Source organism: Bacillus swezeyi (genome assembly GCF_030908325.1).
In the GTDB taxonomy this organism is placed as follows: domain Bacteria; phylum Bacillota; class Bacilli; order Bacillales; family Bacillaceae; genus Bacillus; species Bacillus swezeyi.
Genome location: NZ_CP133085.1, coordinates 4104925 through 4130759 on the forward strand (window position 1 = coordinate 4104925; position 25835 = coordinate 4130759).

Here is a 25835-nt window from a genome sequence, read left to right on the forward strand (position 1 = left end):
TGCGCTTTTTAGTATACTTTTAAGAAAAAAGGAGTCTGCCGCTATATGCTTGAATCGATCCATCACACTGCGATCATCTGCTCAGATTATGAAGCATCCAAATCATTTTATGTCGACAAGCTCGGCCTTGAGATCCTCAGCGAAACCTACAGAAAGGACCGGGATTCATACAAACTGGACCTCTCTTTAAACGGCCGGTACGTCATTGAGCTGTTTTCGTTCCCGAATCCGCCCGAACGCCTTACCAGGCCGGAGGCAGCTGGTCTCCGCCATTTGGCGTTCACCGTAAACGACCTTGATCATGCCGTCAGCAAGCTTCGCGAAAAAGGCGTATCGACAGAGCCGGTCCGCATCGACCCGGGAACTGGTAAGCGGTTTACTTTTTTCTCCGATCCCGACGGGCTGCCTTTAGAGCTTTATGAAGCATAACGCTAAATTATACGTGTTGAGCGGGCAGTCTGGGGAAATATCGCTTTCTTTGCCGAATCCCTTCTTCTTTTGTCTAACAGGAAGGAAGCTTTCGATCCAGGTCGAATACCCCTTTTAGATGTTTTAGTTACAGGTTAAAAGGAGGTATCCAAAATGAATACAACTGATGCGGCAAACAAACTCGGCGTTTCCACAAAAACGGTGCAGCGCTGGGTCAAACAGCTGCAACTGCCCGCTTCCCGGAATGAGCTTGGACACTACTTCTTCACAGACGAAGACATCGCCGTTTTAAAGGAAGTCAAGGAGCAGCTGAAAAACGGAACCCCAATGCAGAATGTCACAGTTGCACGGCCGAAAAAATCCTTCTTCATCAAGAAAAATGAAACTGTCCAAGCGAAAGCCCCGGAGCATTTGAACGCGTTAATCGAAGAAAAACTGGAGCAGTTCTTGCAGCATGAACAGCTTGAACGCGAGCTGCTTCAAAAAAAAATCGCCGAGCTGGAAAGGAAGCTGGAGCAAAAAGCGGATGAAGTCGTCTCCTATCAGCTGCTTCAGCAAAGACGCGAGCTTGAAGAAGAGCGGCAGCAAATTAAAAATCTTGAGCGAAAAATCAGCGAATTGGAAAACAGCAAAGACAAGAAAGAACCAGCTGTCAAAAGAGAAGAAAAACCGAAAAGCAAATTTAAATCCATTTTCTCTTTTTAAACACAAAAAGCTTGCAAGTGCTGTCGAAACGGCAACTTGCAAGCTTTTTCTTATGCGGTGATGGCTATTAAAATCGGCAGTGAAATAATGGATAGAACCGCACTGATAACAAATGCCGATGCCGTTTCCGCTTCCTGTCTTTCAAAGTTTGTAGCGATCATCGCCGCTACGGCGGAACCAGGGAATGCTACGAGCAGAACCGCTTTTGTCAAGTCGGCGGAAGACAGACCGACAGCCATCGCAATCACAAACATTAATGCTGGCTGGGCAGCAACCTTCAACAAGGCGATACTCAAAGCCGGCACGCTGAATTTGATTTTGCGGATACCGACTGTCACCCCGACTGCGAAAAGGGCGATCCCGGAAGTCGTATCTCCGATCATGTTAAGCATTTTCTGCGGCAGTTCAGGAATTTGCAGACCGAATAAAACGAGAATAATACTTGCGAGCGGCGCAAATGCAAGCGGCTCTGACAAACCGTGCAAAATGGATTTCCCTGTCACTTTCCAAATGCTTTCGCTTTGTTCGCTTTGGTCTTTAGATGATGACCGGCCTACAGTACCTACAATGATCGCCAATGGGTCGAGCATTGCATTGACGACGATTCCTGTGATCGCGATCGGAATCGCTACCTCCTGCATGCCGAAAAGGCTTCCCAATACCGGAATTCCCATAAAGGCAAATGTCGGCTGTGCAGAGTTCAATGAAAACATTGAAGCATCCGTTAGATCATACTTAAATAAAAATCTTAAAAAAATCAAAATAATAACGTAAAATCCTACAATCCCAATAACCAATGATACCATTAATGGAATCTGACTATAAAATTTATCCTTTGGCGTTGACAAGATGCTTGACACAAAGTGAGCCGGCAGCGCATATTTCGTAACGAGTGTGCTTACCCCTTTTGCTGATTTAGCATCATAACTTCCAAAATGACCTGCAAACCATCCCAGCGCAATAACGAAAAATATTGGCGCAAGGAGGATTAAAATATTTAAAAAGCTCAAAGCTGTTTCCTCCTCTGTGTTGTCCCATTTTTTCAGGACATGATGTCGGCGGCTTTGTATGGAACGTTCGGTTGAGCCGCCGGTCCCCAGTTTATCGCTGCGGCCTGCGGGCTCTTTCATCTCCGCCATCGGCCGCCATTTTTTTTATCGTTTCCTCAGCCTGAAATATTAGTCGCGCTTTGCAACAATCGTTTTATATTCAGGACGCCACATTGCATCCCGTACTGCTTTTTCGACATCATCCGGCTGAACGCGCGCCACTCTGTCTTTAATGGCTGCTTTTACAACATCAATCGCCACTTGAACAGATACGTCTTGAAGATCATCAATTTTCGGAAGCAGTCCTGCACCAGGCTGTTCATGGTCAACCATATTGGCAACCGCATTTGCGGATGCAGCAAACATTCCGTTTGTGATCTCTTTTGCTTGTGAAACGATTGTGCCAAGTCCTAATCCAGGGAAAACAAAAGCGTTGTTTGATTGTCCGATTTCATGCGATACGCCATTGTAAACAACAGGTTCAAACGGGCTTCCAGTCGCGACCAATGCTTTTCCATCCGTCCATTTGAACAGGTCTTCAGGAACAGCTTCAGCAAGCGGAGTAGGATTGGACATCGGTAAAATAACCGGGCGATCGGTATGAGCCGCCATTTCCTTAATAATTTCTTCTGTGAAGGCGCCGGCAACACCTGACGTTCCGATCAAAATGGATGGCTTCACTTGACGAACGACTTCTTCGAAAGAAATTTCTCCTTTTTCATTGCGTTTCCAATCTTTCACTTCTTCTGTACTGCGCAAGTATGGTTTTTGGAAATCGAGAATATTGTCCATGCCTTCCATCAATAAACCTCTGTAATCGACTGTCCAGAACGCTTTGTTTGCTTCTTCTTCCGACAGCCCTTCAAGAACCATGGTGTCGCGAATTTGATCAGCGATGCCGATTCCCGCTGAACCAGGTCCGAAAATGACGACGCGGTGATCTTTTAATGATGTTCCAGTCTTTTTAACAGCCGCTAAAATCGCAGCCAGCGTAATCGCTCCAGTTCCTTGGATATCATCATTAAACGTCGGGATTTTATGGTTATATTTACCCATAATGTTACGGGCGTTTTTGTTTCCGAAATCTTCCCAATGAAGAAGTGCTGTAGGGAAATATTTTAATGCTGTTTCGACATAAGCGTCGATGAATTGATCATAACGCTCACCTTCAACTCGCGGATGACGGTTTCCGATGTACAGCGGATCGTTAAGAAGCTTTTCATTATTTGTTCCGACATCCAAGACAACCGGAATGACGCGCTTAGGATCGATTCCTGCCGCTGCCGTATAAACAGCCAGCTTACCAATCGCAATGTTGATGCCTCCGACACCCCAATCGCCGATGCCAAGAATGCTTTCAGAATCGGTTGCAACAATCAGATCAATGTCATCTTCTGATGCCTGGAGATTTTGAAACGCCGTTTCGATTCCTTCTATATCATCAATAGACAAGTAGAGTCCGTGCGGTCTGCGGTATTCATGACTGTACTCCTGAATCGCTTCACCGACAGTCGGTGTGTAAACGACAGGAAGCATTTCACGAAGGTGATTTTGCAATAATTTATAGAAAAGCACTTCATTTCTGTTTTGAAGGTCGTTTAAATATACGTTTTGGCGAAGGCGGTCAGGCTGAGCTGAAAATTGATCGTAAGCCCGTTCCGCCTGCTGGTCAAGACTGAGAACAGTCGGCGGCAGCAGCCCTTCAAGGCCGAGGTTCTTTCTTTCTTCAAGAGAAAATGCCACCCCTTTATTTAAAGCAGGAATTGATAAAACATCTTTTCCTCTTAAAGAAGTTTCCAAATTTCCTTCCTTCGTTTTTTTCATGTTATTCACACTAATTACCTTCTTTCTTAAAATGTTAATAAGGTGAAATAATTACGATAAATGATTAAGACATTGCCTTCTTGCATTGATTTGTCAAATATGTACGCGCGTTTTTGACAAAAATCTGAACAATACCGAAAACCTCTTTACATTTTTTCTGACTACAGTAAGTCATTTTATGCCTGCTATTGTCAAAATTCAAGCGATGAAAATTAGATAATTTTTTCGTATTCTTAATTAAGTTTTTTAATTACATTAATTTCTAAAAAAAGAACCCAATAAAAAAAACACTTGTTTTTACCAAGTGTTTTAAGACGCTTTTAACTTGCGATCTATTCAGGTTTTCCGGGTACCTCATGGTGATGACGGCAGCGTGCTTCATATGCTTCAGAAGCCCCCACCAAAATGACCGGATCATCATATGAAGCCGGTTTTCCGTTGATCAGTCTTTGTGTCCGGCTTGCCGGGGAACCGCAGACAGAACATACCGCTTGCAGTTTAGTCACCGTTTCCGCCAAAGCCATCAAGTCCGGAACGACGCCGAATGGTTCTCCGCGAAAATCTTGATCAAGCCCTGCGGCAATCACTCGATAGCCTTGATCAGCCAGAGCGGTTAAAGTACCGATGATCGTTTTGTCAAAAAACTGCACTTCATCGACAGCGATCACATCTGTTTTGACACTTATGTATTTGTATATTTCTTGCGGAGATGTAATGGCATGGCACACAATGGAGGCCCCATTATGCGACACAACCGAATCATTGCTGTAACGATTGTCAATGGCAGGCTTAAACACTTTGACTTCCTGCTTGGCAAATGTTGCTCTTTTGACTCGGCGGATCAGCTCTTCTGATTTGCCCGAAAACATGCTTCCGCATATGAGTTCAAGCCAGCCGCTTTGCTTCATGATGTACATCCTCTTTAACCCCTCTCGAGCAGTTTATGGCATGTAAAAAACAGGCAAGAAGATTCCTGCCTGTTTATCATATCTATTATTACTTAAGACCGTATTTTTTGTTAAAGCGATCAACACGACCATCAGCAGAAGCGAATTTTTGGCGGCCAGTGTAGAACGGATGGCATTCAGAACAAATCTCAACGCGTACCTCTTCTTTTACTGAACCTGTTTCAAATTCGTTTCCACAAGCGCATTTGACTGTTGCTTTTTTGAAATTAGGATGAATTCCTGCTTTCATGTCTGTCATCTCCTTCCGCCCTGAATCCAATTCGGAAACAGAGTTAATATTCCGGGACAAAACCTCCGGAACGCACATGATAGAATTATAACAGCGATTCGGACGATTTGCAAACTAAAGTTGTAATCACCGTCTGGCAGCCGACATATTGGCCTGCTTCCATTCCTGAATCAAAATATCGAAGAATTCCTGGTTTGTTTTGGTCTTCTTCATTTTTCTCATAAATTTCTCCACAAAATCCGGTGTATCAGACATGGTTTTGCGGATGGACCACAGACGGTCAAGGTGTTCTTTCGGAACAAGGAGCTCTTCTTTACGCGTACCCGAACGGCGAATATCAATGGCAGGAAAAATTCTTCTTTCCGCAAGAGAGCGGTCAAGATGCAGCTCCATGTTACCGGTTCCTTTAAATTCTTCATAGATCACATCGTCCATACGCGAGCCTGTATCAACCAATGCGGTTGCCAATATCGTCAAACTGCCGCCCTCTTCAATGTTCCGCGCCGCTCCAAAGAACCGCTTCGGACGGTGGAATGCTCCGGGATCAATTCCCCCGGACAATGTTCTGCCGCTTGGCGGAATGACTAAGTTGTAAGCACGCGCCAGCCTTGTAATGCTGTCCATTAAAATGATGACGTCTTTTTTATGCTCCACGAGTCTCATCGCCCGTTCCAGCACAAGCTCGGCCACTTTTATATGGTTTTCAGGCACCTCATCAAAAGTCGAGCTGACAACGTCTCCCGCAACAGAGCGTTCGATATCTGTCACTTCCTCAGGTCTTTCATCTATCAGAAGCACGATCAGCTCCGCTTCCGGGTGATTAGCTGTAATGCTGTTGGCGATTTCTTTGAGAAGCATTGTTTTACCTGCTTTTGGAGGAGCGACAATCAAACCGCGCTGTCCAAAGCCAACCGGCGCCATCATGTCCATGATACGCGTTGACAAGTAATTCGGCTTCGTCTCAAGCACCATCTGGCGATCTGGATAAAGAGGCGTTAAAGCCGGGAAGTGCACCCGTTCTTTTGCAGATTCAGGATCATCTCCGTTAACCGCTTCAACATGAAGCAGACCGTAGTATCGCTCATTTTCTTTTGGAGGCCGGACTTTCCCGGATACTTTATCACCGTTTCTCAAATCAAAGCGGCGGATTTGGGAAGCAGAAATATAGATATCCTCTGAACTCGGGGAATAGTTAATCGGTCTGAGGAAACCAAACCCTTCTGACTGGATAATTTCCAAAACGCCTTCCATAAACAGAAGGTCTTCCTGTTCGGCATTTGCTTTCAAAATGGCGAAAATCAGTTCCTTTTTTGTCAGTTTGCTGTAATACGAGACTTTATAGTGCCTTGCAAGCTCATACAGCTCTTTTAATTTCATATTTTCCAAAGATGAAATGGATACATCTTTCACAAAGAACACCACTCTTTTCTAATCAAATATAATATTTTACTTTGTCTCATAAGCTAAACGGAGACGCTTGATTTATACTGCCGATTCAGCTTCTATCGGCAACGCTTCCACCCATATATATCGACGTATTGAAAAGGATTATAAGTATGAGTCGAGAAAGAAGCGAGGACATAACAAGAGAAGAATATCGCATATCTAATCGATGCGGCAGGAATTTAGGCTCTCCTTAAGAACCAGATGCGCAGAAAATTTCGCAGCACTCTTTATTTTTACCTCATTTGACGTTCATATTCAACTTCATTTGTAATTTGACATGAAATTGATAGAGATGACTCTGTTTTGAAAAGTGCCAGAAGCTTGTCAAGGAGATGCAAGCTGTATGCAATTGTATCAGAACAATGAAATCTGTTCAATCCATAAGACGGTCAAATACAAGGGAAAAGCGGGTCACACAGTCCCCGCTTTTTCTTTCCTTTAAGGCCGAATCACTAAGTTTGGTTTTTTCTTGAGGCTGTGTCTTCCGTCAACGAAGCGGACAGTGCCGGATTTTGCCCTCATCACAATACTGTGCGTTGTTCCGACAGAACCTTTAAATTGTACGCCGCGCAGCAGCTCTCCGTCCGTCACACCGGTTGCAGCAAAAATCGCGTCGTCTCCTTTGACGAGATCCTCCATTCGCAGCACTTTCGCCGTATCAAGACCCATTTTTTCACAACGTTTCAGTTCTTCCTCGGTTTGCGGAAGCAGCTTGCCATGGATTTCTCCTCCAAGCGCCTTCAGCGCCACAGCGGATAAAACACCTTCCGGAGCGCCTCCTGATCCGAATAAAATATCAACTCCAGTATGATCAAAAGCTGTATTGATCGCTCCGGCCACATCACCATCATTGATCAGCTTGATTCTTGCGCCTGCTTCCCGAAGTTCATGGATGATGCGCTCATGTCTGGAACGGTTCAAAACGGTTGCCACAACATCTTCTACATCTTTATTTTTGGCTTTGGCCACGGCTTTCAAATTATCAATCACCGGCGCCTCAATATCGATGCATCCGACGGCTTCTGGACCGACGGCGATTTTATCCATATACATGTCAGGTGCATTCAGCAGATTTCCATGGTCCGCAACAGCGATAACGGCAAGGGCATTCCAGCCGCCGCTTGCGACAATGTTCGTGCCTTCGAGAGGATCGACTGCTACGTCTACCCGCGGTCCGTAGCCGTTCCCCAATTTTTCTCCGATATAGAGCATAGGGGCCTCATCCATTTCGCCTTCACCGATGACAACTGTCCCTTTCATCGGAATGGTATCAAATACATCCCTCATTGCGCTTGTCGCAGCGTCGTCGGCTTCGTCTTTTTTTCCCCTTCCCATCCAGCGTGCCGACTTAAGCGCAGCCGCCTCTGTCACACGTACAAGTTCCATCGATAAGCTTCTTTCCATTGCTATCTAATCTCCTCTCGCCAATTTAAAATCGGTTTATGTTTGATCATTGCAAGCAATTGTCCACTAGGAATTTTGCAGCTGTTCAATTTCTTGGTCTGTCAATTTTTCACGCCAGACGGTGGCGCCAAGGTTCGTCAGCTTCTCTTCAAGCAGGCTGTATCCCCTGTCAAGATGTTCAAGACCGGTAATTTCGGTAATCCCATCTGCCATGAGCCCAGCTACGACGAGACAAGCTCCCGCTCTCAGATCACTAGCTTTGACTTTGGCGCCTTGCAGAGGGACAGGACCGGTGATGATCGCCGATCTTCCCTCGACTTTCATCGATGCACCCATGCGCCTGAGCTCGTCAATATGTTTGAAGCGGGCAGAGTAAATGGTGTCAGTGACAACGCTCGTCCCGCTTGCCTTTGTTAAAAGCGAACTCATCGGCTGCTGCAGATCGGTGGGAAAGCCCGGATATACAAGCGTTTTGAGATCGACCGGTTTCAGCTCTTTTTTTCCGCCGATCATTAAAATCTGATCGCTGCTTTCTTCAATCCGGATCCCCATCTCGCGCAGCTTGGCTAACAGCGATTCCAAGTGTGTCGGTATCACATTGTCAATCAGCACTTCTTGTCCCATGGAGGCCGCTGCAATCAGGAAAGTCCCGGCTTCTATCCGGTCTGGAATAATCGAGTGTCTGCAGCCGTGAAGGGATTCAACGCCCTCGATGCGGATAACATCAGTGCCGGCTCCTTTTATTTTCGCCCCCATATTTGTTAAAAGGGTGGCGACATCGATAATTTCCGGTTCCTTCGCAGCATTCTCAATCACGGTTCTGCCTTTGGCGAGCACGGCAGCAAGCATGATGTTGATCGTTGCTCCAACACTGACGACATCAAGATAAATGCGCGCACCTTTTAATTCCTCTGCACGCAAATAGATCGCGCCTTGTTCATTTGTCACCTCGGCACCAAGCGCCTCAAAACCTTTGATATGCTGGTCAATCGGTCTCGGACCTAGGTGGCAGCCGCCTGGAAGGCCGATAACCGCCTTTTTAAAGCGGCCGAGCATCGCCCCCATTAAATAATAAGAAGCCCGAAGCTGTTTCACTTTTCCATTCGGCAGAGGCATACTGATCATCGGCGCAGGATCAACGACCATTTCTCCTTTTTCAAAATGAACATGTCCACCGATCTCCCTCAGCAGATCGCGAAGTGTCAAAATGTCTGATATATGGGGAAGGCCTTCAAGCGTAACCGTCGATTCAGCCAAAATCGTCGCGGGTATAAGGGCGACAGCACTGTTTTTGGCTCCGCTTATATGTACTGTTCCATTCAAAGGATCGCCGCCAGCTATATTTAACTTTTCCATGATCGTCTCCTTCCTTAAAGAAGATAGCTAATGGAGCGTATAATAAGAACTCAAAATAAATGGTTCATTTCAAAATCTATCCAATTAAAAGAGAAAGAATACAACACATTTCAAAATTTATCAGGAAGAAAATAGCGAAGCTGTCTGCGGCAAGGGTTCTCTTCTGCAAAACATTCATTTCTCTTTATAAGACAAAATGGTGACAAACAGAGGGGGTCCCTCCACTTGCCACTCACTTCGAAGCCTGGGGTTTTATTTATTCCAATCGGCTAAAAACTGTTCAATTCCTTTATCGGTCAACGGGTGCTTTGTCAGCTGGTGAATGACCTTCAGCGGCATAGTGCCGATATGAGCCCCTCTTAGTGCAGCTTCTGTTACATGCTGCGGATGACGGATCGATGCGGCAATGATTTGCGTATCCAAACCGTGTACATCAAAAATTTGTTTGATTTCGCTGATCAAGTCAAGTCCGTTATGACCGATGTCATCCAAGCGCCCCAGGAATGGAGAAACATAAGTAGCTCCGGCTCTTGCCGCCAGAAGCGCCTGATTCGCACTGAAGATCAGCGTTACGTTCGTCTTAATGCCGAGATCGGTAAGTGCTTTAACAGCTTTCAAACCGTCAGACGTCATTGGAATTTTCACCGTAATATGAGGTGCGATTTTGGCAAGCTCTTTTCCTTCTTCAATCATTTCCTCCGCCTTTAGAGAAATAACCTCAGCGCTAACAGATCCTGAAACCACCTCGGTAATTTCACGCAGACGATCATGAAACGAAATATTTTCCTTTGCTACTAAACTAGGATTTGTCGTAACCCCCGCAAGCACGCCGAGAGAATGGGCCTCTTTAATTTCGTCTAAATTTGCAGTATCAATAAAAAACAGCATATTGATAAAACCTCCTGTCATGAAAATGTCTGAACTATGAAACTTGTTTGCGCTTTCCGGATGATATGGATAAAACCGCCTGTCGCTATCAGGCGGCTTTTTGACTGAACGGGAAGCAAAAGAGCCTCATGCTTAAACGGCATGTGTTAACAGCACTTCCCTAAAACACCAGAAAAACATCCTATTTCCCTTGAAGGGAAACAGGTGTGCTTTTCCAAAGCGTCATTATGCTTTGTTTGAAGAACCAAATTCACGCATTTTGCCGATAACAGTTTCTTTAATCGCTTCGCGAGCAGGTCCCAGGTATTTACGAGGATCGTACTCGTCAGGCTTCGCTGCCAATGTTTCACGAACAGCTTTAGCTGAAGAAATTTGGTTTTCAGTGTTTACGTTGATTTTAGCTGTACCAAGTGAGACCGCTTTTTGGATGTCAGCAGTCGGAATTCCAGTACCGCCGTGAAGAACGAGCGGAAGGCCTGTTGATTTTCCGATCTCTTCCATCTCTTTGAAGCCAAGATTTGGTTCGCCTTTGTAAGGGCCGTGAACTGAACCTAGTGCAGGTGCAAGGCAGTCGATTCCAGTACGCTCAACAAGCTCTTGGCACTCTTTAGGATCAGCGTAGATTACGCCTTCAGCGATAACGTCATCTTCTTGTCCGCCGACTGTTCCAAGCTCAGCTTCTACAGATACTCCATGGAAATGAGCAAGCTCAACAACTTTAGAAGTTGTTTCTACGTTTTCTTCAAATGGATGGTGAGAAGCATCGATCATGACAGAGGTGAAACCTGCATGAATCGCTTTTGCACAAGATTCAAAGCTTGAACCGTGATCCAAGTGAATGGCGACAGGAACTGTCACTTTGTATTCTTCCATAAGTGCTTTTACCATAGCAACGACTGTTTTAAAGCCGCCCATGTAACGTCCCGCACCTTCTGAAACGCCAAGGATCACTGGAGATTTTTCTTCTTCAGCAGCCTGTAAAATCGCTTGAGTAAACTCAAGGTTGTTTAAGTTAAATTGTCCGACAGCATATCCGTTTTCTTTTGCTTTATTCAACATTTCCGTCATTGATACTAAAGGCATGTCGAAAGTCCTCCTTATGTAGCCTGATTTGCTCTTTGCGAAAAAAGCTCTCCACACCTACCTAGCATGACCAGAAAAACCTGCCATATGTAAAATGTTTGTTTTTTTAAACTTTAGATAGCTTTTCTCTACTTATATAGAATAACAATTAATCGACAAATCGGCAACATCATCGCTTGTGACAACATCAAAAACTTTTTCGTTCCCGTCAGCCGTTTGATTTAATCGGAAGGTATGTTTTGACCGCCTCGCGGATTTCATCGATGTCAAAAGGCTTGGCAAAGTGAGTCAGAGCCCCGAGTTCCTTTGACTCCTGGATCATATCGAGCTCACCGTATGCGGTCATGATAATGACGCGGATCTCCTCGTCTATGACTTTCATTCTTTTTAAGATTTCAATTCCATCCATTCCAGGTATCTTCATATCCAGCAAAACAAGGTCGGGACGCTGTTTTTTGACAATGTCCAGCGCTTGAATTCCGTTAGCGGCCTGGAAGGTTTTGTACCCTTCTTTATTGAAAACTTCATTCAGCAAAACCCGGATTCCGTACTGGTCATCTACGATTAAAATCTTCTCATTCATTATTCTACACCTCTATATTTTATAATTTTCGCCAAAATTAAGCAGTAGTTTATCTATTCTGTTTTGATTTTCTCTTTTCCTTTAATTAAAACATTTAAGTTTGCGACATATTTAGAGGATTTTTCCCAATATTCTCTTTTGTTATATAATGATAGTCAGTAAAAAAGGAGGAGTCAGTTTGCTTAAAATTTTTACCACTCAATTGTCTGGAATCTTCAACCGGATTCAGGAGGGTGAAGCCCTGCCGATTGAAGACGGCGCCCGATTACTGGCCCAGGCGGTCATCAGTGATCATTCGGTTTATGTATATGGAAAAAATGAATTGGAGGGCATTTTGAAAGAAGCGCTTTACAGCTCTGAGCCGTTCCCCTCTGCCAAACCGCTGCCGCAGAATGAAGAAGACTGGCCGGCTTTTCAAACGGCAGATAAAGTGCTGATGTTTTGCTCGCATCCCTCAGATGACAGCGATCTGGAAATAGCGAAAAGGCTGAATGAAAAAGGCATCGGACTGGTTGCCGTATTCCCTTCCGGCAAAGAAGACGCACCCGTTGCAACATTCGCCGATGTTCACATTGATTCTAAACTTAAAATGCCGCTTCTTCCCGGTGAGGACGGAACAAGATTCGGTTTTCCGTCGCTGATGGTCAGCCTCTATATTTATCATGCCCTGTCATTTACATTAAAGGAAATTCTTCAGGAATACCATTGAAAAAAGGTTGCCTGAAGGTAATAAACCGGGGATGAGGCGGGCCTTATGAATATAGTACCAGTTCTGCCTGTTATTATCACCAGAAAGAGCCAAAAAAACCTGCCGGAGATGAACCGCCGGCAGGTTTTTTCTGTTTTTTACAGCTTCTCTGAAGCCTTTAATGAAGCATGAACAAAGTCTCTGAACAATGCTTGCGGTCTTGTCGGTCTTGAAGTAAATTCAGGGTGGAACTGCGACGCGACAAACCATGGATGGTCTTTCAGCTCAATAATCTCTACGAGGCGGCCGTCAGGGCTTGTCCCTGAGAAGACAAATCCGGCTTCCTCCATCTGCTGTCTGAACTCATTGTTAAATTCGTAGCGATGGCGGTGGCGTTCATAAACCACTTCATTCTGGTACGCTTCATAAGCTTTTGAACCTTCCTGCAGCTTACATGGATACAGTCCGAGGCGAAGTGTTCCGCCGAGATCTTCAATATCCTTTTGTTCAGGAAGAAGGTCAATGATCGGATACGGTGTGGAAGGATCGATTTCGGCAGAATGCGCTCCTTCAAGTTCGAGAACGTTTCTTGCATACTCGATCGATGCCACCTGCATGCCGAGGCAAATGCCGAAGAACGGCATTTTATGCTCGCGCGCATATTTGACAGCGGCGATTTTCCCTTCGACTCCGCGATCCCCAAATCCGCCCGGAACAAGAATGCCGTCTACATCCTGCACCAAGCCGGCAATGTTTTCTTCCGTTACTTCTTCAGCGTTGATCCATTTAATCTGAATATCTGAGTCAAATGCATATCCAGCATGGCGAAGCGATTCAACCACCGAAATATAGGCGTCCGGAAGTTCGACGTATTTGCCGACCAAGCCGATTGTCGCTGTTTTAGAAAGGGTTTGCACTTTATTGACGAGCTCTTTCCATTCTTCCATGTCTGCTTCTTTGCATTCCAGCTTCAAATGATTGCAGACAAGGTTGTCGAGTCCCTGTTTTTGCAGATCAAGAGGAATGGAATATAGTGTATCCGCATCTCCTGCTTCAATCACGGCTTTAGGGTCGATATCGCAAAACAGCGCAATTTTGTCTTTCATATCCTGAGAAATCGGCATTTCCGTTCTCACAACGATGACGTTCGGCTGGATGCCGAGGCTGCGGAGCTCTTTCACACTGTGCTGTGTCGGCTTTGTTTTCATTTCTCCTGCAGCTTTCAGGTACGGAACAAGCGTACAGTGAATGTACATCACATTCTCGCGCCCGATATCGCTCTTCATTTGGCGGATCGCCTCAAGGAACGGCAATGACTCGATATCGCCGACCGTTCCGCCGATTTCCGTGATCACCACATCGGCGTTCGTTTCTTTTCCTGCACGGAAAACACGGTCTTTGATCTCATTTGTGATATGAGGAATCACCTGAACGGTGCCGCCCAAATAGTCTCCTCTGCGTTCCTTTTTCAGCACTGTGGAATAGATTTTTCCGGTTGTCACATTGCTGTATTTATTTAAATTAATATCGATGAAACGCTCATAGTGCCCTAAATCGAGATCCGTTTCTGCACCGTCGTCGGTTACGAATACTTCACCGTGCTGATACGGACTCATTGTGCCGGGATCCACATTGATATACGGATCGAATTTTTGGATGGTGACGCTCAGACCTCTGTTTTTCAGCAGGCGGCCGAGTGAAGATGCCGTAATTCCTTTTCCAAGCGAGGATACAACTCCTCCGGTTACAAAGATATATTTTGTCATTACTGTACCCCTCTCTTCAATTAACGCTTATTCCTTAAAATGCTCTGTTTATGAAAAATCATTTAGATCTTTTCTAAATGACTTAAATGATTAGGAGGCGGAAAAACAAGAAAGCTCCCTTTCAATTTCTTGAAAGGGAGCTGATAGTCCGTATCACTTGAATCTCTTCTTTTTGAAGAGCCCAAAATACATACTACCTAGTTCACCTGTGAAAGTCAAGATCGATTTAAAAATGAATACTGCTTAAGACAAAAATTAATCTTCGTCTTCCTCAGCTTTAAAATTTTCTTCTTCTTCTTCTTCGTCATCCAAGATCTCGTCTTCAAGATCTTCTAGCTCATCATCGTCCGCTTCATCGATATCATCGAATTCATCGGCGTCAAGGGCAATATCTTCTTCAACATCATCAAGGAGAATATCATCCTCATCAACTTCTTCGAATTCATCAAGATCAAGGTCTTCTTCAACAACTTTTTTAGCTTTTTTCTTTTTCGCTTTTACGGTCGGCTGTGTTTCTTCATCAAGCTGATCATACGGATACCAGCTGCGAAGACCCCACGTTTGGTCTGACAGCGCCAAAAAGCGGCCGTCAATATTCAAATCTGTGTAGAACTGGGCTAACCGGTCTTCCAGCTCTTTTTTCCCCACTCCAAGCAGTGAAGCCACTTGATCTGTAAGCTCCTGGAAGGTAATTGATTTCTTTTTGTCTAAGAAAATTTCGTATGCGATTTCAACTAAAGCCATTTCCTTTAGCTGTTCCTCTGAGTATTGTTTCAAACTCATCGCCGGACACTCCCTTTCTATCTTCATGTATGTATCTACTATCTTTGTCATAGAAAATAAGCATGTAATTTCTGTCTTTACGACAAACCATACCTCTCATTATAAACAAAAGAAATCACTTTATGCCACCATTATTCCCGTTCATTCAATAATTTTTACCACATGGGCGGGAAAAAAACAAGCGGTCAAGCTGAAGCTTTGAAGAGGCATGAAAAGAAGCCTGTTTTGGGAGCCCGGAGATTTGATTAGGAGGCAGATGCCGGCAGCATGTCCGCCGGCATATCGCAAAGCTGCGCAGTCATGATTGCATCACCATTCTGGAAATCACGATTCTCTGAATTTCTTGTGTTCCTTCGTAAATCTGGGTGATTTTCGCATCCCGCATATAACGTTCGACCGGGTAGTCCTTTGTGTAGCCGTAACCGCCAAAGATCTGCACGGCCTCTGTCGTCACCTTCATCGCCGCATCTCCGGCATAAAGCTTTGACATGGCGGATGCTTTCCCGTAAGGCAGGCCTTCTGATTCCAGCCAGGCCGCCTGATAGGTTAAAAGCCTTGATGCTTCAATCGCCGTCGCCATATCCGCCAGCTTAAAACTGATGCCCTGCTGTTCGGCGATCGGCCTGCCGAATTGTTTTCGTTCCTTCGCATACGCTGTTGCGGCCTCAAACGCGCCTTGGGCTATGCCGACGGCTTGGGCCGCGATTCCGTTTCTGCCTCCATCAAGCGTCATCATCGCAATTTTAAAGCCTTCCCCTTCTTCACCGAGCCGGTTTTTCAAGGGCACGCGGCAGTCCTCAAATATAATTTCCGTTGTCGGGGATGAACGAATCCCCAGTTTTTTTTCTTTTTTACCGACGGAAAAGCCCGCAAAATCCTTTTCAACGATAAATGCAGTTGTTCCTTTATGTTTTTTATCCGGTTCAAGCGCGGCAAACACAATATAGTAATCGGCGATTCCTCCGTTGGTAATGAAAATCTTCGTTCCATTTAAAATGTATTCATTACCGTTTTTGACGGCGGTCGTTTTCATTCCGCCGGCATCAGATCCTGACCCCGGCTCCGTCAACCCGTACGCACCGATTTTTTCGCCCCGCGCCATCGGCTTTAAGTATTCTTGCTTTTGCTCTTCTGTCCCAAAAGTATAAACCGGCCAGCAGGCAAGCGACGTATGTGCCGACAAAGTGACACCTGTAGAGGCGCAGACTTTGGAAAGCTCCTCTACCGCAACCACGTATGCCAAATAATCGCTGCCGATCCCCCCGTATTCCTCAGGCCACGGAATGCCCGTCAGCCCTAACTCCGCCATCTTTGTAAACAGATCTCTGTCAAACCTTTCTTCCTCATCCCGCTCCTTCGCTGTCGGCTCCACCTCATGTTTTGCAAAGTCACGCACCATTTTCTGAATCATTTGATGTTCTTCAGACAGTGTAAAGATCATATTTCTCTCCCCCCTCTGGCAACCTTATAAATGCTTGCTGATGACAATCCGCTGAATCTCGCTTGTGCCTTCATAGATTTCGGATACTTTCGCATCTCTGAAATACCGTTCAACGCCGAAATCTTTCGTATAGCCGAAGTCGCCGAGCAGCTGAACCGCCTCATCTGCGACATACATCGCCGTTTCTGATGCAAACAGTTTGGCCATTGATGCCGCCTGCCTGGTTTTCAATCCTTGTTCTTTCAATGAAGCGGCCCGATAAACGAGAAGTTTGGCCGCCTCTGTTCTGGTTGCCATGTCAGCCAGCTTAAAGGCCATTCCCTGCCGGTTTTTATTCAGTTCTCCGTCCGGATATCGCTTTTTTAAAAAGGCAACAGCCTCAGAAAGCGCTCCTTCTGCTATTCCAAGCGCCTGCGCGGCGATGCCGATCCTGCCTGTATCCAGATTTGCCAAGGCCATTTTAAATCCTTTGCCTTCCTCTCCCAAAAGCTGCCGCGAAGGAATGACAGCGTTATCAAAATTCAAGGTGAGGGTTTGCGACCCATGCAGCCCCATTTTTTCCTCATTTTTTCCGAGACGAAAGCCTGGTGTGTCTTTTTCAACGATAAATGCCGAAATGCCTCTCGTTTTCGCCCCGGGATCTGTTAAGGCAAATACGAGGTAAATATCTGCCGCTCCGCCGTTTGTGACAAAAACCTTGGTTCCGTTTAAAACGTAGGCATCCCCGCGTTTTTCCGCCCTTGTTTTTAAGTTCCCGGCATCGGAGCCGGCACCTGGCTCCGTTAAACAAAAAGCCCCCAGATATTGACCCGATGCGAGCTTTTTAACGTATTGCTGTTTTTGCTGTTCAGTTCCGTATAAAAGAATGGGAATCGTGACAATTGATGTGTGTACCGATAAAACCGCACCCACAACGGCGCTTTCTTTTGACAGTTCATGTATCGTCATAATGTACGAAATAAAGTCCAGACCCGCCCCATTGTATTTCTCCGGAATCGGAAGCCCCATCCAGCCGCGTTCTGCCATTTCCCTTAAAATAGCTGTCGGAAAACGGCCTTTTTCCATTTCCGGTACAAAGGGAGCAACCTCCTGTTTGGCAAATTGCCTGACCAGCTTTTGCATGCGGCATTGTTCTTCTGTCAAATGAAGGTTCAATTTGAGGTCCCTCCTTCTCAGGTTGCTTCGTACGTATAAAACCCTTTGCCCGTTTTCTTTCCAAGCCGTCCCGCGCTGACATATTGTTTAAGGAGCGGACACGGTCTGTATTTATCATCTCCAAAGCCTTTATGCAGCGTCTCCATAATATACAGGCACGTATCAAGGCCTATCAGATCGGCAAGGGCGAGCGGACCCATCGGATGATTCATTCCGAGCTTCATAATCCCGTCAATGCTTTCTTTTTCAGCGATTCCTTCGTAAAGCGCAAAAACCGCTTCATTAATCATCGGCATTAAAATTCGGTTGGAGATAAACCCCGGAAAATCATGTACTTCTATAGGAACTTTATTCAGCTTCTCCGCCGCCGCGACGACGGTTTCATAAGTCTGATCGCTCGTCTCCAAGCCTCTGATCACTTCGACCAGCTCCATGACAGGCACCGGATTCATAAAATGCATGCCAATGACGTTCTGCGGTTTATTCGTAACAGACGCGAGCTCTGTTATCGACAAGGATGATGTATTGGACGCCAATATAGCTGAATGTCCGGTTATGTCGTCCAAACGCTTGAAAATCTCTTTTTTGATGTCCATTTGCTCCACGGCCGCTTCTATGATGAGAAAGGCTTCCCCTGCATCTTCAAGTGATGCCGAGGGAGACAATCGCTGATAAATTTGCTTAACATCTTGATGCGGCATTTTCCCCTTTTCAGCCTGTTTGACAAGCTGGTCGGAAACTCGTTTCATTCCTTTTTGAATTTGCTCCGCTGATACATCATGCATGTAAACATTGTAGCCGGCCTGCGCGCAGACCTGGGCGATTCCCGATCCCATCTGCCCTGTGCCGATGACCATGACCGTGTCGTTTCTCATGGTAATACCCCCTTTTAAACTTCAATCATAACGGCATCTCCCTGGCCGCCTCCGCTGCAAATGGCTGCGATACCTGTTCCGCCGCCGCGCCGTTTTAATTCATACATGAGTGTTAGAATGATTCTTGCTCCGCTGGCGCCGATCGGATGTCCGAGCGCAATGGCACCTCCATTGACATTGACTTTTTCCATATCAAGACGCGCAATCTTCCCGCTTGCCAAAGCAACCGCGGCAAAGGCTTCATTGATTTCAAACAGGCTGATGTCAGAAAGCTGCGCCCCCGTTTTTTTCAACAGCTCCTGAATGACCAGCCCTGGCGTTTTCGGGAAGTCTTTTGCTTCAACGGCAATCGATGTATGAGCCGTTATGACGGCGACGGGCTTCAAATTCAGGGCTTTTGCTTTTTCTTCGCTCATGAGGATGAATGAACATGCCCCATCATTCACACCCGGCGCATTTCCCGCTGTTATAGTGCCGTTTTTGTCAAAGGCGGGTGAAAGTGTTGAGAGCCGTTCGATTGATGTATCACTGCGAGGTGCTTCATCTTGTTCAACAGTCAGTTCGCTGCCCCGCTTTTGCGGAATCTTGACCGGAACAATCTCTTCTCCAAGCGCTCCTGAAGCGGATGCCCGAACAGCCCGCATATGGCTAGACAGCGCCCACCAATCCTGTTCTTCTCTCGAAATGTCTAACTCTTTTGCCGCGGCATTTCCGTACGAACCCATATGGACGCCCGTAAATGAGCATGTCAGACCGTCGGCGATCATCAAGTCCTGAACCGCGCCATCTCCCATCCGAAACCCCCATCTCGCTTTTGGCAGCACATAAGGAGCGTTTGACATCGATTCCATTCCGCCTGCGGCTATCATTTCCGCGTCACCTGCACGGATGATTTGATCAGCCATTGTTACACTTCTTAAACCGGATGCACATACTTTATTGATCGTCTCCGTCTTGACATCCCACGGAAGCCCCGCATACCGCGCCGCCTGTCTTGACGGAAGCTGTCCCTGGCCTCCTTGCAGAACAGAGCCCATGATGACTTCATCGATATCCTCTGGTCTGACTCCAGACCGTTTTAACGCTTCTTTGATGGCGATGCCTCCAAGTTCGGCCGCCGTTTTTGACTGAAGCGCACCTCCCAGCTTTCCGAAAGGCGTTCGCGCCCCGTCGATAATGACTGTTCTGACCATGACATCCTCTCCCCGCTTCTGTTTTGAATATTTACGATAAAAGAAGGCGGAGATACAGCTCACACCTTCTTTTATTCAAAACCTGAAAAACTGCCTAGGAAGCATTTTCTTTCTCTTCTGAACCAAATACAGCGCGTTCAAGCAGCTCTGCAACATCATATGTGCCGACCTGATCTTCCAGTTCTTTTGCTTTCGTTCCGTCTCCAAGCATTGTAAGGCAATACGGGCATCCCGAACTGATGACTGAAGGGGAAGTGCTGAGCGCCTGTTCTGTTCTTGCAACATTGATTCTCGCACCTGTTTCCTCCTCCATCCACATTAGACCGCCGCCGGCTCCGCAGCACATCCCATTTTCACGGCTGCGCTCCATTTCTACTAAGCGGATGCCAGATATCGAACGAAGAATATCACGCGGCGGATCATAGACCTCGTTGTAGCGGCCCAAATAGCATGAATCATGAAAGGTCACGGTTTCATCAACCGGAAACTCCGGTTTGAGCTTTCCTTCCTTAATGAGCCCGGCGAGAATTTCTGTATGATGATAAACATCCGCTTTCAGACCAAAATCAGAATATTCATTTTTAAAAATATTGTATGCATGAGGATCGATCGTTACAATTTTTTGAATATTGTTTTTCTCAAATTCTTCAATATTTTTAGCGGCGAGCTCCTGAAATAAAAATTCATTGCCGAGCCGTCTTGGCGTATCACCGGAATTTTTTTCTTTATTGCCTAAAATCGCAAAGGAAACACCTGCTTGATTGAGAAGGCGCGCGAAAGCCATCGCGATCTTTTGGCTTCTTCGATCGTATGACCCCATCGACCCGACCCAAAACAAGTATTCAAATGTCTCGCCCTTTTTCTTTAGCTCCTTGACCGTCGGCACATCGACGTCTTCCCTGATATCGCGCCAGTTTTCACGCTCTTTTCTGTTTAATCCCCAAGGGTTTCCTTGCCTTTCAATACTTGTCATGGCGCGCTGGGCATCGGTATCCATTTTCCCTTCCGTAAGCACGAGATAGCGGCGGAGATCGATGATCTTATCAACATGTTCATTCATAACCGGACACTGATCTTCACAATTCCGGCAGGTTGTGCATGCCCAAATTTCTTCTTCTGTGATAATGTCGCCGATCAAGCTTGGATTGTAAAGTTCTGATGCAGCTGCTTCCCGCGATCCTTCACCACCGGCAGCCATGGCAAGCTGGTTGCCCTTTGTATGCTGGAAAAACGCCGCAGGAACCCAAGGGGTGTTCGAAGTCACGGCGGCACCCTTCTCAGTCAAATGGTCTCTGAGCCTTAAAATCAGATCCATTGGCGAGAGCATCTTCCCAGTGCCTGTCGCCGGGCACATATTAGTGCAGCGGCCGCATTCCACACATGCGTAAAGGTCGATCAGCTGAGACTGCCTGAATTCCTCAATTCGCCCGACTCCAAATGTCTCTTTTGATTCATCTTCAAAATCAATCTTTTCGAGTTTGCCCGGATTTGTCAGACGGCTGAGAAACACGTTTGCCGGTCCGGCAATCAAGTGAGCATGTTTGGACTGCGGAACATAAACTAAAAATGTCAGCAAAATCAAAAGGTGGGCCCACCATGCGGCATAAAACACGACTGCGGCAGGGGTTTCTCCCATAAAGCCGAAAACAAATGCGATCACAGAGGCCATCGGTTCGCGCCATGATAATTCATGATGCTGCCATACAATATTCATGCCGTTTCCTAAAAGAACGGTGAGCATCAGCCCGCCGATCAATAGAAGGACAAGTCCTGATTTAAAGCCTCGTTTCAGTCTGACCAGTTTTTCTATATAACGTCTGTGAAAAGCCCAGACCACCGCTATCAGAATCAGCAGGGTTACGATTTCCTGAAAGAACGTAAACACCGGATACACCGGCCCGAGAGGCAGTCCCCCGTCCGGCACCAGGCCTTTGATAATAAAATCGAGCGCCCCAAACTGAACTAGAATAAAACCATAGAAAAACATCACATGAATGATTCCGCTCTTTTTATCTTTGAGCAGTTTCTTTTGGCCGAACACGTTCTCCCATATCCTTTGCAGGCGTTCTTTTATCCGCTTATCAAAATCCTCTTTTTGCCCGAGCCTAATGTAACTGATTCTCGTTCTGATCAGATAGACGAACAGGTAAACGGCGTAAGCGGTTACACCTAAAAATGCAATGAAATTCAACCACAGCAAGTCATTCAACAGCTGCTCCCCCTTTCATTTCCCAACCTGATATCCCTCGTACTACCTTTATCTTAAATAATGAATGAGTATTCAGTCAATGTTTTTTCACAAATGCCGGCAATTATGGGGACACTATTTTTTTACATGCTAAAAGGGAGTGTCTTCATTGATGACGCTTACGATCATGCTGTTTATGCTCACTCTGCTGCTGGCGCTCGATTTTCATTTCGACCGCAAAGCTTTTCAGCAAATTTCCCTTGGAAAACGAAGCGCCATTGAACTGATTCACAATGGAGAGGACTTGTGCGAGCAGCTGATGAATGATATTCGGCAAACCGGATCATTGGTCCATGTCATGTTTTATATTATGAAACATGATGCAATCAGCCTTGAATTTCTATATCTGCTAAAGGACAAGGCTGAAGCGGGCATTCCCGTTTATTTGCTGATCGACCGGATCCGCGCCTGAAAGTGAAGCGGAAAACATTGCGCGGCCTTGAAGAAAGCGGGGTGCAAGTCCATTTTACAAATTGGGCGGCTTTTAATATCGCAAAAGAATACAGAGTTCGGACCGTGGAAAGACTACCATTTACGGGTGAAGGTGTCACCGATTTGCAGCACATTTTTTTAACGGACTCAAAGAGAGGAGCACTTTTGGCAAAACTGAAAAGCGACGTGTTCCCTCCATTGCCTAAAGGGGCCGTCGCATGCATGCGATCAGAGGATATACGCTTGAGAAAACATACATTTCGTTTATTGAAGAGGCGAAGGAAAGAATCATGATTTGCACGCCATACTATATTCCGAGCCCTGCTTTGCAGAAGTCCGTTCTCTCAGCCTGAATATGGGGCGTGATCGTTTCGATTCTTGTGCCCCGCTTGTCAAAGAAGCTGCCAATACGTACTTTCGTGCACTTTTAGAAATGGATGTTTTATTTACCGGTTTTACACCATGCGAAAGCATTGATCGTTGATGACCGGCATGTGATGATCTGGACATCAAACTTTGCTAAGCGAAGCTTGTTCTCAATGATGAAGTAAATGTGATCATTCATGATAAGGATTGGTCGAAACAATTCTTTGAGGAAAGGATTGAACATGCTCAGCTTCTGACAAAGGAGCGGTATGCAAAGCGGCCGGTGGTGCAGCGGCCTGTAGAATACTTTTTATGAAATCACCGCCGAAAACATGTTTACCCTGTCTGTCTTGCGGGTAACAATTCACCAAAGTGAAAACTACATACGGAGGGGGATGCACGATGAATCAAGCAGAATCCATCAAACTGCGCACTCAGTCAATAACCTTGAAAAACCTGATCGAGCTTTACCGCCTTTGCCGATCAGCCAGACATCATCTTTATATATGTTCCAAAAAAACGGTGTGTAAAATTAAAGATCTAATCGAGCTGGAAATGTTCAGAATGGCCAATCGGGAGAAGGAATGCCTGATTGTCATTGAGGGGAGAGAAGCGCAGGCTCTGATACAAAAGGCGAAGTGCATTCTTTCTGAAACTCAAATGCAATAAGGAAGGGCGGCGAAAACCCTTCCTTTTGTGTGCTGGAATATGAATCAGCGAACGGCCTATTAAAGTCCATATCCAGGCTCCGCCTCCTTTATCACACTGCAGCTACTTTACCATAGAAGAAAGCAAAATCCCCCATCCAATGGATGAGGGATCATTTTTACATTTTTTCAGGTGCTGAAACACCAATCAGTTTCAGCGCATTATTTAAAGTGATTTGCGTTGCTTTCATCAAGGATAAGCGCGCGCGGCTTTTTTCTTCATCAGCCGGGTCAAGCACTTTCTCAGCATTATAAAAGCTATGGAGAACGGATGCCAGCTCAAAAATATAGTTTGTAATGCGGTGCGGAATCCGCTTCTCAGCAGCATCGGCGACTGCTTCAGGGAAGGCGCCGATCGCTTTTAACAAATCGTATTCTTTTTCAGAGCTGATTTTTGCCAGAGCTAAATCCCCATCAAGAGAAAGCCCTTTTTCTTCGCCTTGGCGCAGCATGCTGCAAATTCTCGCATGTGCATATTGCGCATAGTAAACAGGGTTTTCATTTGATGTCGAGACGGCAAGGTCAAGGTCAAAGTCCATGTGTGTGTCGGCGCTGCGCATCGCAAAGAAATAGCGAACTGCGTCAAGGCCGACCTCATCAATGAGATCACGCATTGTGACGGCTTTTCCTGTTCTCTTGCTCATCTTCATTTTTTCGCCGTTTTTATAAAGATGGACAAGCTGGATGATCTCGACCTCAAGCGTTTCCTTATTATAACCGAGCGCTTCAATGGCCGCCTTCATACGCGGGATATAGCCGTGGTGATCGGCCCCCCATACATTGATTAATTTTTGAAAGCCGCGGTCAAGCTTGTCTTTGTGATAGGCGATATCAGGCAGAAGATAGGTGTAAGATCCGTCCTTTTTAATCAGCACGCGGTCTTTGTCATCGCCAAATGCAGTTGAGCGGAACCATGTCGCACCGCCTTCCTCATAGATGTGCCCTTTTTCACGGAGGGCTTCGAGCGCCTGATCAATTTTGCCGTTTTGGTAAAGTGATGTCTCTGAATACCAAACATCAAACGGCACACGGAAGTTTTCAAGATCTTCGCGGAGCTTGCCTAATTCATATTTCAAACCGTATTCACGGAAAAATGAGAGGCGTTCGCTTTCATCTTCATGGAGAAAACGGTCGCCGAACTCTTCAGCAAGTTTTTTGCCGATTTCTTTAATATCCTCGCCGCGGTATCCGTCTTCAGGCATCGGCTTCTCTTTGCCCAGCGCCTCAAAATAACGGGCCTCGACAGATAAAGCAAGATTGTTGATTTGATTGCCTGCATCATTAATGTAGTATTCGCGGCTAACATCATAACCCGCTTTTTCAAGAACATTGCACAGCGAGTCGCCGACTGCAGCGCCGCGGGCATGTCCAAGATGCAGGTTGCCTGTCGGGTTTGCCGAAACGAATTCCACCTGTACGCGTTCTCCGCCGCCGATGCTTGTTTCACCATAAGCCTCTCCCGCTTCAAGCACAGCGGGAATCAGTTTCGTTAAATATTGATTGTCCATGTAAAAATTGATAAACCCCGGCCCTGCAATATCCAGCTTATCAATCGATGCTTTTCCTTTATCAAAAGATGAGACGATATCCTCGGCAATATTCCGAGGCGCTTTTTTCGCAATTCTCGCCAGCTGCATCGCCATATTGGTAGAGTAGTCCCCATGGGATTTATCTTTCGGCACTTCTAATACGACTTCGGGAATATCCTTTTCCTCGGCGAGCCCGGCTTTGATGACGGCCTCTTTGATTTCCTGCTTCAGCACATCTTTCATTTGTTCGACTATGTTCATGATTCATGTCCTCCTCTATACGAAATCGACATTTTATGTAAATGCTTTTGGTCATCGTTTACAATCATATCGTACTCTATGCTGATCTTTCCCTCTGCCGCCTGATGATTGACTGAAATGTCCTTTGTATCAACCCCCAGCTCGAGCTTTCCGAAAGGCAATTTATAATGAGTGGTGGTGCGGCTTTCCGGCCTAAAGCGCTGTTTCATTTCAATAGCGCCGGAACGCATGACCAGAACTTCGTTTTCACTTGCTTTGACGATCGTCTTGACCTTCCCTGCTTCATGCTCTTCATGGTAGGTAAGATATATTTTATCTTTTTTCATATAATAAAATCCTGTTGTCCGGAATTCAATCGTTTCAGCTTCCGATCCTTCCTGGATAACAGATCTCACATGAATCTTTACGGGTGTCTCCTGATCCATTC

At 45.9% G+C, this 25835-nt stretch carries 26 protein-coding genes; 7 read left to right on the top strand and 19 right to left on the bottom strand.

Annotated features, from left to right (window positions below; translation table 11 throughout):
* Window positions 1–45: 45 nt before the first annotated feature.
* On the top strand, window positions 46–429 hold the full coding sequence (gloA2, locus tag RBH91_RS20555) for an SMU1112c/YaeR family gloxylase I-like metalloprotein (RefSeq protein ID WP_307892761.1): 384 nt from the start codon (window positions 46–48) through the stop codon (window positions 427–429).
* Window positions 430–582: 153 nt separating this feature from the next.
* Entirely contained in the window at window positions 583–1134 is a 552-nt protein-coding gene (racA, locus tag RBH91_RS20560; protein WP_307892762.1) for a chromosome-anchoring protein RacA, read from the top strand.
* Between the two features lie 50 nt (window positions 1135–1184).
* Here the strand turns inward: racA and RBH91_RS20565 are convergent, their stop codons facing one another.
* The 10 genes from RBH91_RS20565 to RBH91_RS20610 all read right to left on the bottom strand — a co-directional run bounded on the left by RBH91_RS20565 (window position 1185) and on the right by RBH91_RS20610 (window position 11967).
* The gene (locus RBH91_RS20565; RefSeq protein WP_076760240.1) at window positions 1185–2144 is read right to left on the bottom strand and encodes an AEC family transporter; all 960 of its coding nucleotides are present in this window, start codon (window positions 2142–2144) and stop codon (window positions 1185–1187) included.
* 168 nt (window positions 2145–2312) lie between these two features.
* The gene (malS, locus tag RBH91_RS20570) at window positions 2313–4016 is read right to left on the bottom strand and encodes an oxaloacetate-decarboxylating malate dehydrogenase (RefSeq protein ID WP_307892763.1); all 1704 of its coding nucleotides are present in this window, start codon (window positions 4014–4016) and stop codon (window positions 2313–2315) included.
* 323 nt (window positions 4017–4339) lie between these two features.
* Complete coding sequence (locus RBH91_RS20575) at window positions 4340–4924, bottom strand: thymidine kinase (protein WP_076759347.1); 585 nt, start codon at window positions 4922–4924, stop codon at window positions 4340–4342.
* Between the two features lie 79 nt (window positions 4925–5003).
* Window positions 5004–5204 (bottom strand): 50S ribosomal protein L31, encoded by a 201-nt coding sequence (gene rpmE / locus RBH91_RS20580; protein ID WP_003151132.1) that lies wholly within the window; start codon window positions 5202–5204, stop codon window positions 5004–5006.
* A 126-nt stretch (window positions 5205–5330) separates the two neighbouring features.
* Window positions 5331–6614 carry a transcription termination factor Rho gene (rho, locus tag RBH91_RS20585; RefSeq protein ID WP_076759350.1) on the bottom strand — a complete coding sequence of 428 codons (1284 nt, stop codon included), beginning with the start codon at window positions 6612–6614 and terminating at the stop codon, window positions 5331–5333.
* A 474-nt stretch (window positions 6615–7088) separates the two neighbouring features.
* The gene (glpX, locus tag RBH91_RS20590) at window positions 7089–8054 is read right to left on the bottom strand and encodes a class II fructose-bisphosphatase (RefSeq protein ID WP_076759353.1); all 966 of its coding nucleotides are present in this window, start codon (window positions 8052–8054) and stop codon (window positions 7089–7091) included.
* 66 nt (window positions 8055–8120) lie between these two features.
* Window positions 8121–9410, bottom strand: coding sequence for a UDP-N-acetylglucosamine 1-carboxyvinyltransferase (locus tag RBH91_RS20595; RefSeq protein WP_307892764.1), 1290 nt, complete (start codon window positions 9408–9410; stop codon window positions 8121–8123).
* A gap of 252 nt (window positions 9411–9662) precedes the next feature.
* Complete coding sequence (fsa, locus tag RBH91_RS20600; protein WP_076759360.1) at window positions 9663–10298, bottom strand: fructose-6-phosphate aldolase; 636 nt, start codon at window positions 10296–10298, stop codon at window positions 9663–9665.
* 225 nt (window positions 10299–10523) lie between these two features.
* A complete protein-coding gene (locus RBH91_RS20605) occupies window positions 10524–11381 on the bottom strand; it encodes a class II fructose-bisphosphate aldolase (protein ID WP_076759362.1) in 858 nt (285 codons plus the stop codon).
* 208 nt (window positions 11382–11589) lie between these two features.
* Window positions 11590–11967 (bottom strand): response regulator, encoded by a 378-nt coding sequence (locus RBH91_RS20610; RefSeq protein ID WP_094777285.1) that lies wholly within the window; start codon window positions 11965–11967, stop codon window positions 11590–11592.
* Between the two features lie 175 nt (window positions 11968–12142).
* Here RBH91_RS20610 and RBH91_RS20615 point away from each other — a divergent pair, with 175 nt between their 5' ends.
* Entirely contained in the window at window positions 12143–12673 is a 531-nt protein-coding gene (locus RBH91_RS20615; protein ID WP_307892765.1) for a DUF2529 domain-containing protein, read from the top strand.
* Between the two features lie 137 nt (window positions 12674–12810).
* Here the strand turns inward: RBH91_RS20615 and RBH91_RS20620 are convergent, their stop codons facing one another.
* The 7 genes from RBH91_RS20620 to RBH91_RS20650 all read right to left on the bottom strand — a co-directional run bounded on the left by RBH91_RS20620 (window position 12811) and on the right by RBH91_RS20650 (window position 22074).
* Window positions 12811–14418 carry a CTP synthase gene (locus RBH91_RS20620; protein ID WP_307892766.1) on the bottom strand — a complete coding sequence of 536 codons (1608 nt, stop codon included), beginning with the start codon at window positions 14416–14418 and terminating at the stop codon, window positions 12811–12813.
* Window positions 14419–14673: 255 nt separating this feature from the next.
* Complete coding sequence (gene rpoE, locus RBH91_RS20625; protein ID WP_307892767.1) at window positions 14674–15201, bottom strand: DNA-directed RNA polymerase subunit delta; 528 nt, start codon at window positions 15199–15201, stop codon at window positions 14674–14676.
* A gap of 298 nt (window positions 15202–15499) precedes the next feature.
* Window positions 15500–16642 carry an acyl-CoA dehydrogenase gene (locus RBH91_RS20630; RefSeq protein ID WP_307892768.1) on the bottom strand — a complete coding sequence of 381 codons (1143 nt, stop codon included), beginning with the start codon at window positions 16640–16642 and terminating at the stop codon, window positions 15500–15502.
* 24 nt (window positions 16643–16666) lie between these two features.
* On the bottom strand, window positions 16667–17797 hold the full coding sequence (locus RBH91_RS20635) for an acyl-CoA dehydrogenase family protein (protein ID WP_307892769.1): 1131 nt from the start codon (window positions 17795–17797) through the stop codon (window positions 16667–16669).
* 17 nt (window positions 17798–17814) lie between these two features.
* Window positions 17815–18672, bottom strand: coding sequence for a 3-hydroxybutyryl-CoA dehydrogenase (locus RBH91_RS20640; RefSeq protein ID WP_083696837.1), 858 nt, complete (start codon window positions 18670–18672; stop codon window positions 17815–17817).
* 14 nt (window positions 18673–18686) lie between these two features.
* Entirely contained in the window at window positions 18687–19865 is a 1179-nt protein-coding gene (locus RBH91_RS20645; protein WP_307892770.1) for an acetyl-CoA C-acetyltransferase, read from the bottom strand.
* A 94-nt stretch (window positions 19866–19959) separates the two neighbouring features.
* The gene (locus RBH91_RS20650; protein ID WP_307892771.1) at window positions 19960–22074 is read right to left on the bottom strand and encodes a (Fe-S)-binding protein; all 2115 of its coding nucleotides are present in this window, start codon (window positions 22072–22074) and stop codon (window positions 19960–19962) included.
* A 151-nt stretch (window positions 22075–22225) separates the two neighbouring features.
* Here RBH91_RS20650 and RBH91_RS20655 point away from each other — a divergent pair, with 151 nt between their 5' ends.
* From RBH91_RS20655 to RBH91_RS20670, 4 genes are all read left to right on the top strand, one after another.
* Window positions 22226–22525: a hypothetical protein gene (locus RBH91_RS20655; protein ID WP_307892772.1), complete on the top strand. Its 300-nt coding sequence runs from the start codon at window positions 22226–22228 to the stop codon at window positions 22523–22525.
* Window positions 22526–22763: 238 nt separating this feature from the next.
* Window positions 22764–22898: a hypothetical protein gene (locus RBH91_RS20660; RefSeq protein WP_307892773.1), complete on the top strand. Its 135-nt coding sequence runs from the start codon at window positions 22764–22766 to the stop codon at window positions 22896–22898.
* An 84-nt stretch (window positions 22899–22982) separates the two neighbouring features.
* On the top strand, window positions 22983–23096 hold the full coding sequence (locus RBH91_RS20665; RefSeq protein ID WP_307892774.1) for a hypothetical protein: 114 nt from the start codon (window positions 22983–22985) through the stop codon (window positions 23094–23096).
* Between the two features lie 217 nt (window positions 23097–23313).
* Window positions 23314–23580, top strand: a complete 267-nt coding sequence (locus tag RBH91_RS20670; RefSeq protein ID WP_076759389.1) for a general stress protein — start codon at window positions 23314–23316, stop codon at window positions 23578–23580.
* A 157-nt stretch (window positions 23581–23737) separates the two neighbouring features.
* On the opposite strand, the gene argS is transcribed toward RBH91_RS20670, so the two are convergent.
* Entirely contained in the window at window positions 23738–25408 is a 1671-nt protein-coding gene (gene argS / locus RBH91_RS20675) for an arginine--tRNA ligase (RefSeq protein ID WP_307892775.1), read from the bottom strand.
* Window positions 25405–25833, bottom strand: coding sequence for a YwiB family protein (locus RBH91_RS20680; protein ID WP_307892776.1), 429 nt, complete (start codon window positions 25831–25833; stop codon window positions 25405–25407). Before RBH91_RS20680 ends, argS begins: the two co-directional genes overlap by 4 nt.
* Window positions 25834–25835 lie beyond the last annotated feature (2 nt).

Bases quoted from the DNA above. Each gene is read 5' to 3' on its own strand.
- gloA2 (WP_307892761.1), top strand. From the start codon at position 46: ATGCTTGAATCGATCCATCACACTGCGATCATCTGCTCAGATTATGAA.
- racA (WP_307892762.1), top strand. From the start codon at position 583: ATGAATACAACTGATGCGGCAAACAAACTCGGCGTTTCCACAAAAACG.
- RBH91_RS20575 (WP_076759347.1), bottom strand. From the start codon at position 4,924: ATGTACATCATGAAGCAAAGCGGCTGGCTTGAACTCATATGCGGAAGC.
- rpmE (WP_003151132.1), bottom strand. From the start codon at position 5,204: ATGAAAGCAGGAATTCATCCTAATTTCAAAAAAGCAACAGTCAAATGC.
- glpX (WP_076759353.1), bottom strand. From the start codon at position 8,054: ATGGAAAGAAGCTTATCGATGGAACTTGTACGTGTGACAGAGGCGGCT.
- RBH91_RS20595 (WP_307892764.1), bottom strand. From the start codon at position 9,410: ATGGAAAAGTTAAATATAGCTGGCGGCGATCCTTTGAATGGAACAGTA.
- fsa (WP_076759360.1), bottom strand. From the start codon at position 10,298: ATGCTGTTTTTTATTGATACTGCAAATTTAGACGAAATTAAAGAGGCC.
- RBH91_RS20605 (WP_076759362.1), bottom strand. From the start codon at position 11,381: ATGCCTTTAGTATCAATGACGGAAATGTTGAATAAAGCAAAAGAAAAC.
- RBH91_RS20620 (WP_307892766.1), bottom strand. From the start codon at position 14,418: ATGACAAAATATATCTTTGTAACCGGAGGAGTTGTATCCTCGCTTGGA.
- rpoE (WP_307892767.1), bottom strand. From the start codon at position 15,201: ATGAGTTTGAAACAATACTCAGAGGAACAGCTAAAGGAAATGGCTTTA.
- RBH91_RS20630 (WP_307892768.1), bottom strand. From the start codon at position 16,642: ATGATCTTTACACTGTCTGAAGAACATCAAATGATTCAGAAAATGGTG.
- RBH91_RS20640 (WP_083696837.1), bottom strand. From the start codon at position 18,672: ATGAGAAACGACACGGTCATGGTCATCGGCACAGGGCAGATGGGATCG.
- RBH91_RS20645 (WP_307892770.1), bottom strand. From the start codon at position 19,865: ATGGTCAGAACAGTCATTATCGACGGGGCGCGAACGCCTTTCGGAAAG.
- RBH91_RS20655 (WP_307892772.1), top strand. From the start codon at position 22,226: ATGACGCTTACGATCATGCTGTTTATGCTCACTCTGCTGCTGGCGCTC.
- RBH91_RS20660 (WP_307892773.1), top strand. From the start codon at position 22,764: ATGCATGCGATCAGAGGATATACGCTTGAGAAAACATACATTTCGTTT.
- RBH91_RS20665 (WP_307892774.1), top strand. From the start codon at position 22,983: ATGTTTTATTTACCGGTTTTACACCATGCGAAAGCATTGATCGTTGAT.
- RBH91_RS20670 (WP_076759389.1), top strand. From the start codon at position 23,314: ATGAATCAAGCAGAATCCATCAAACTGCGCACTCAGTCAATAACCTTG.
- argS (WP_307892775.1), bottom strand. From the start codon at position 25,408: ATGAACATAGTCGAACAAATGAAAGATGTGCTGAAGCAGGAAATCAAA.
- RBH91_RS20680 (WP_307892776.1), bottom strand. From the start codon at position 25,833: ATGGATCAGGAGACACCCGTAAAGATTCATGTGAGATCTGTTATCCAG.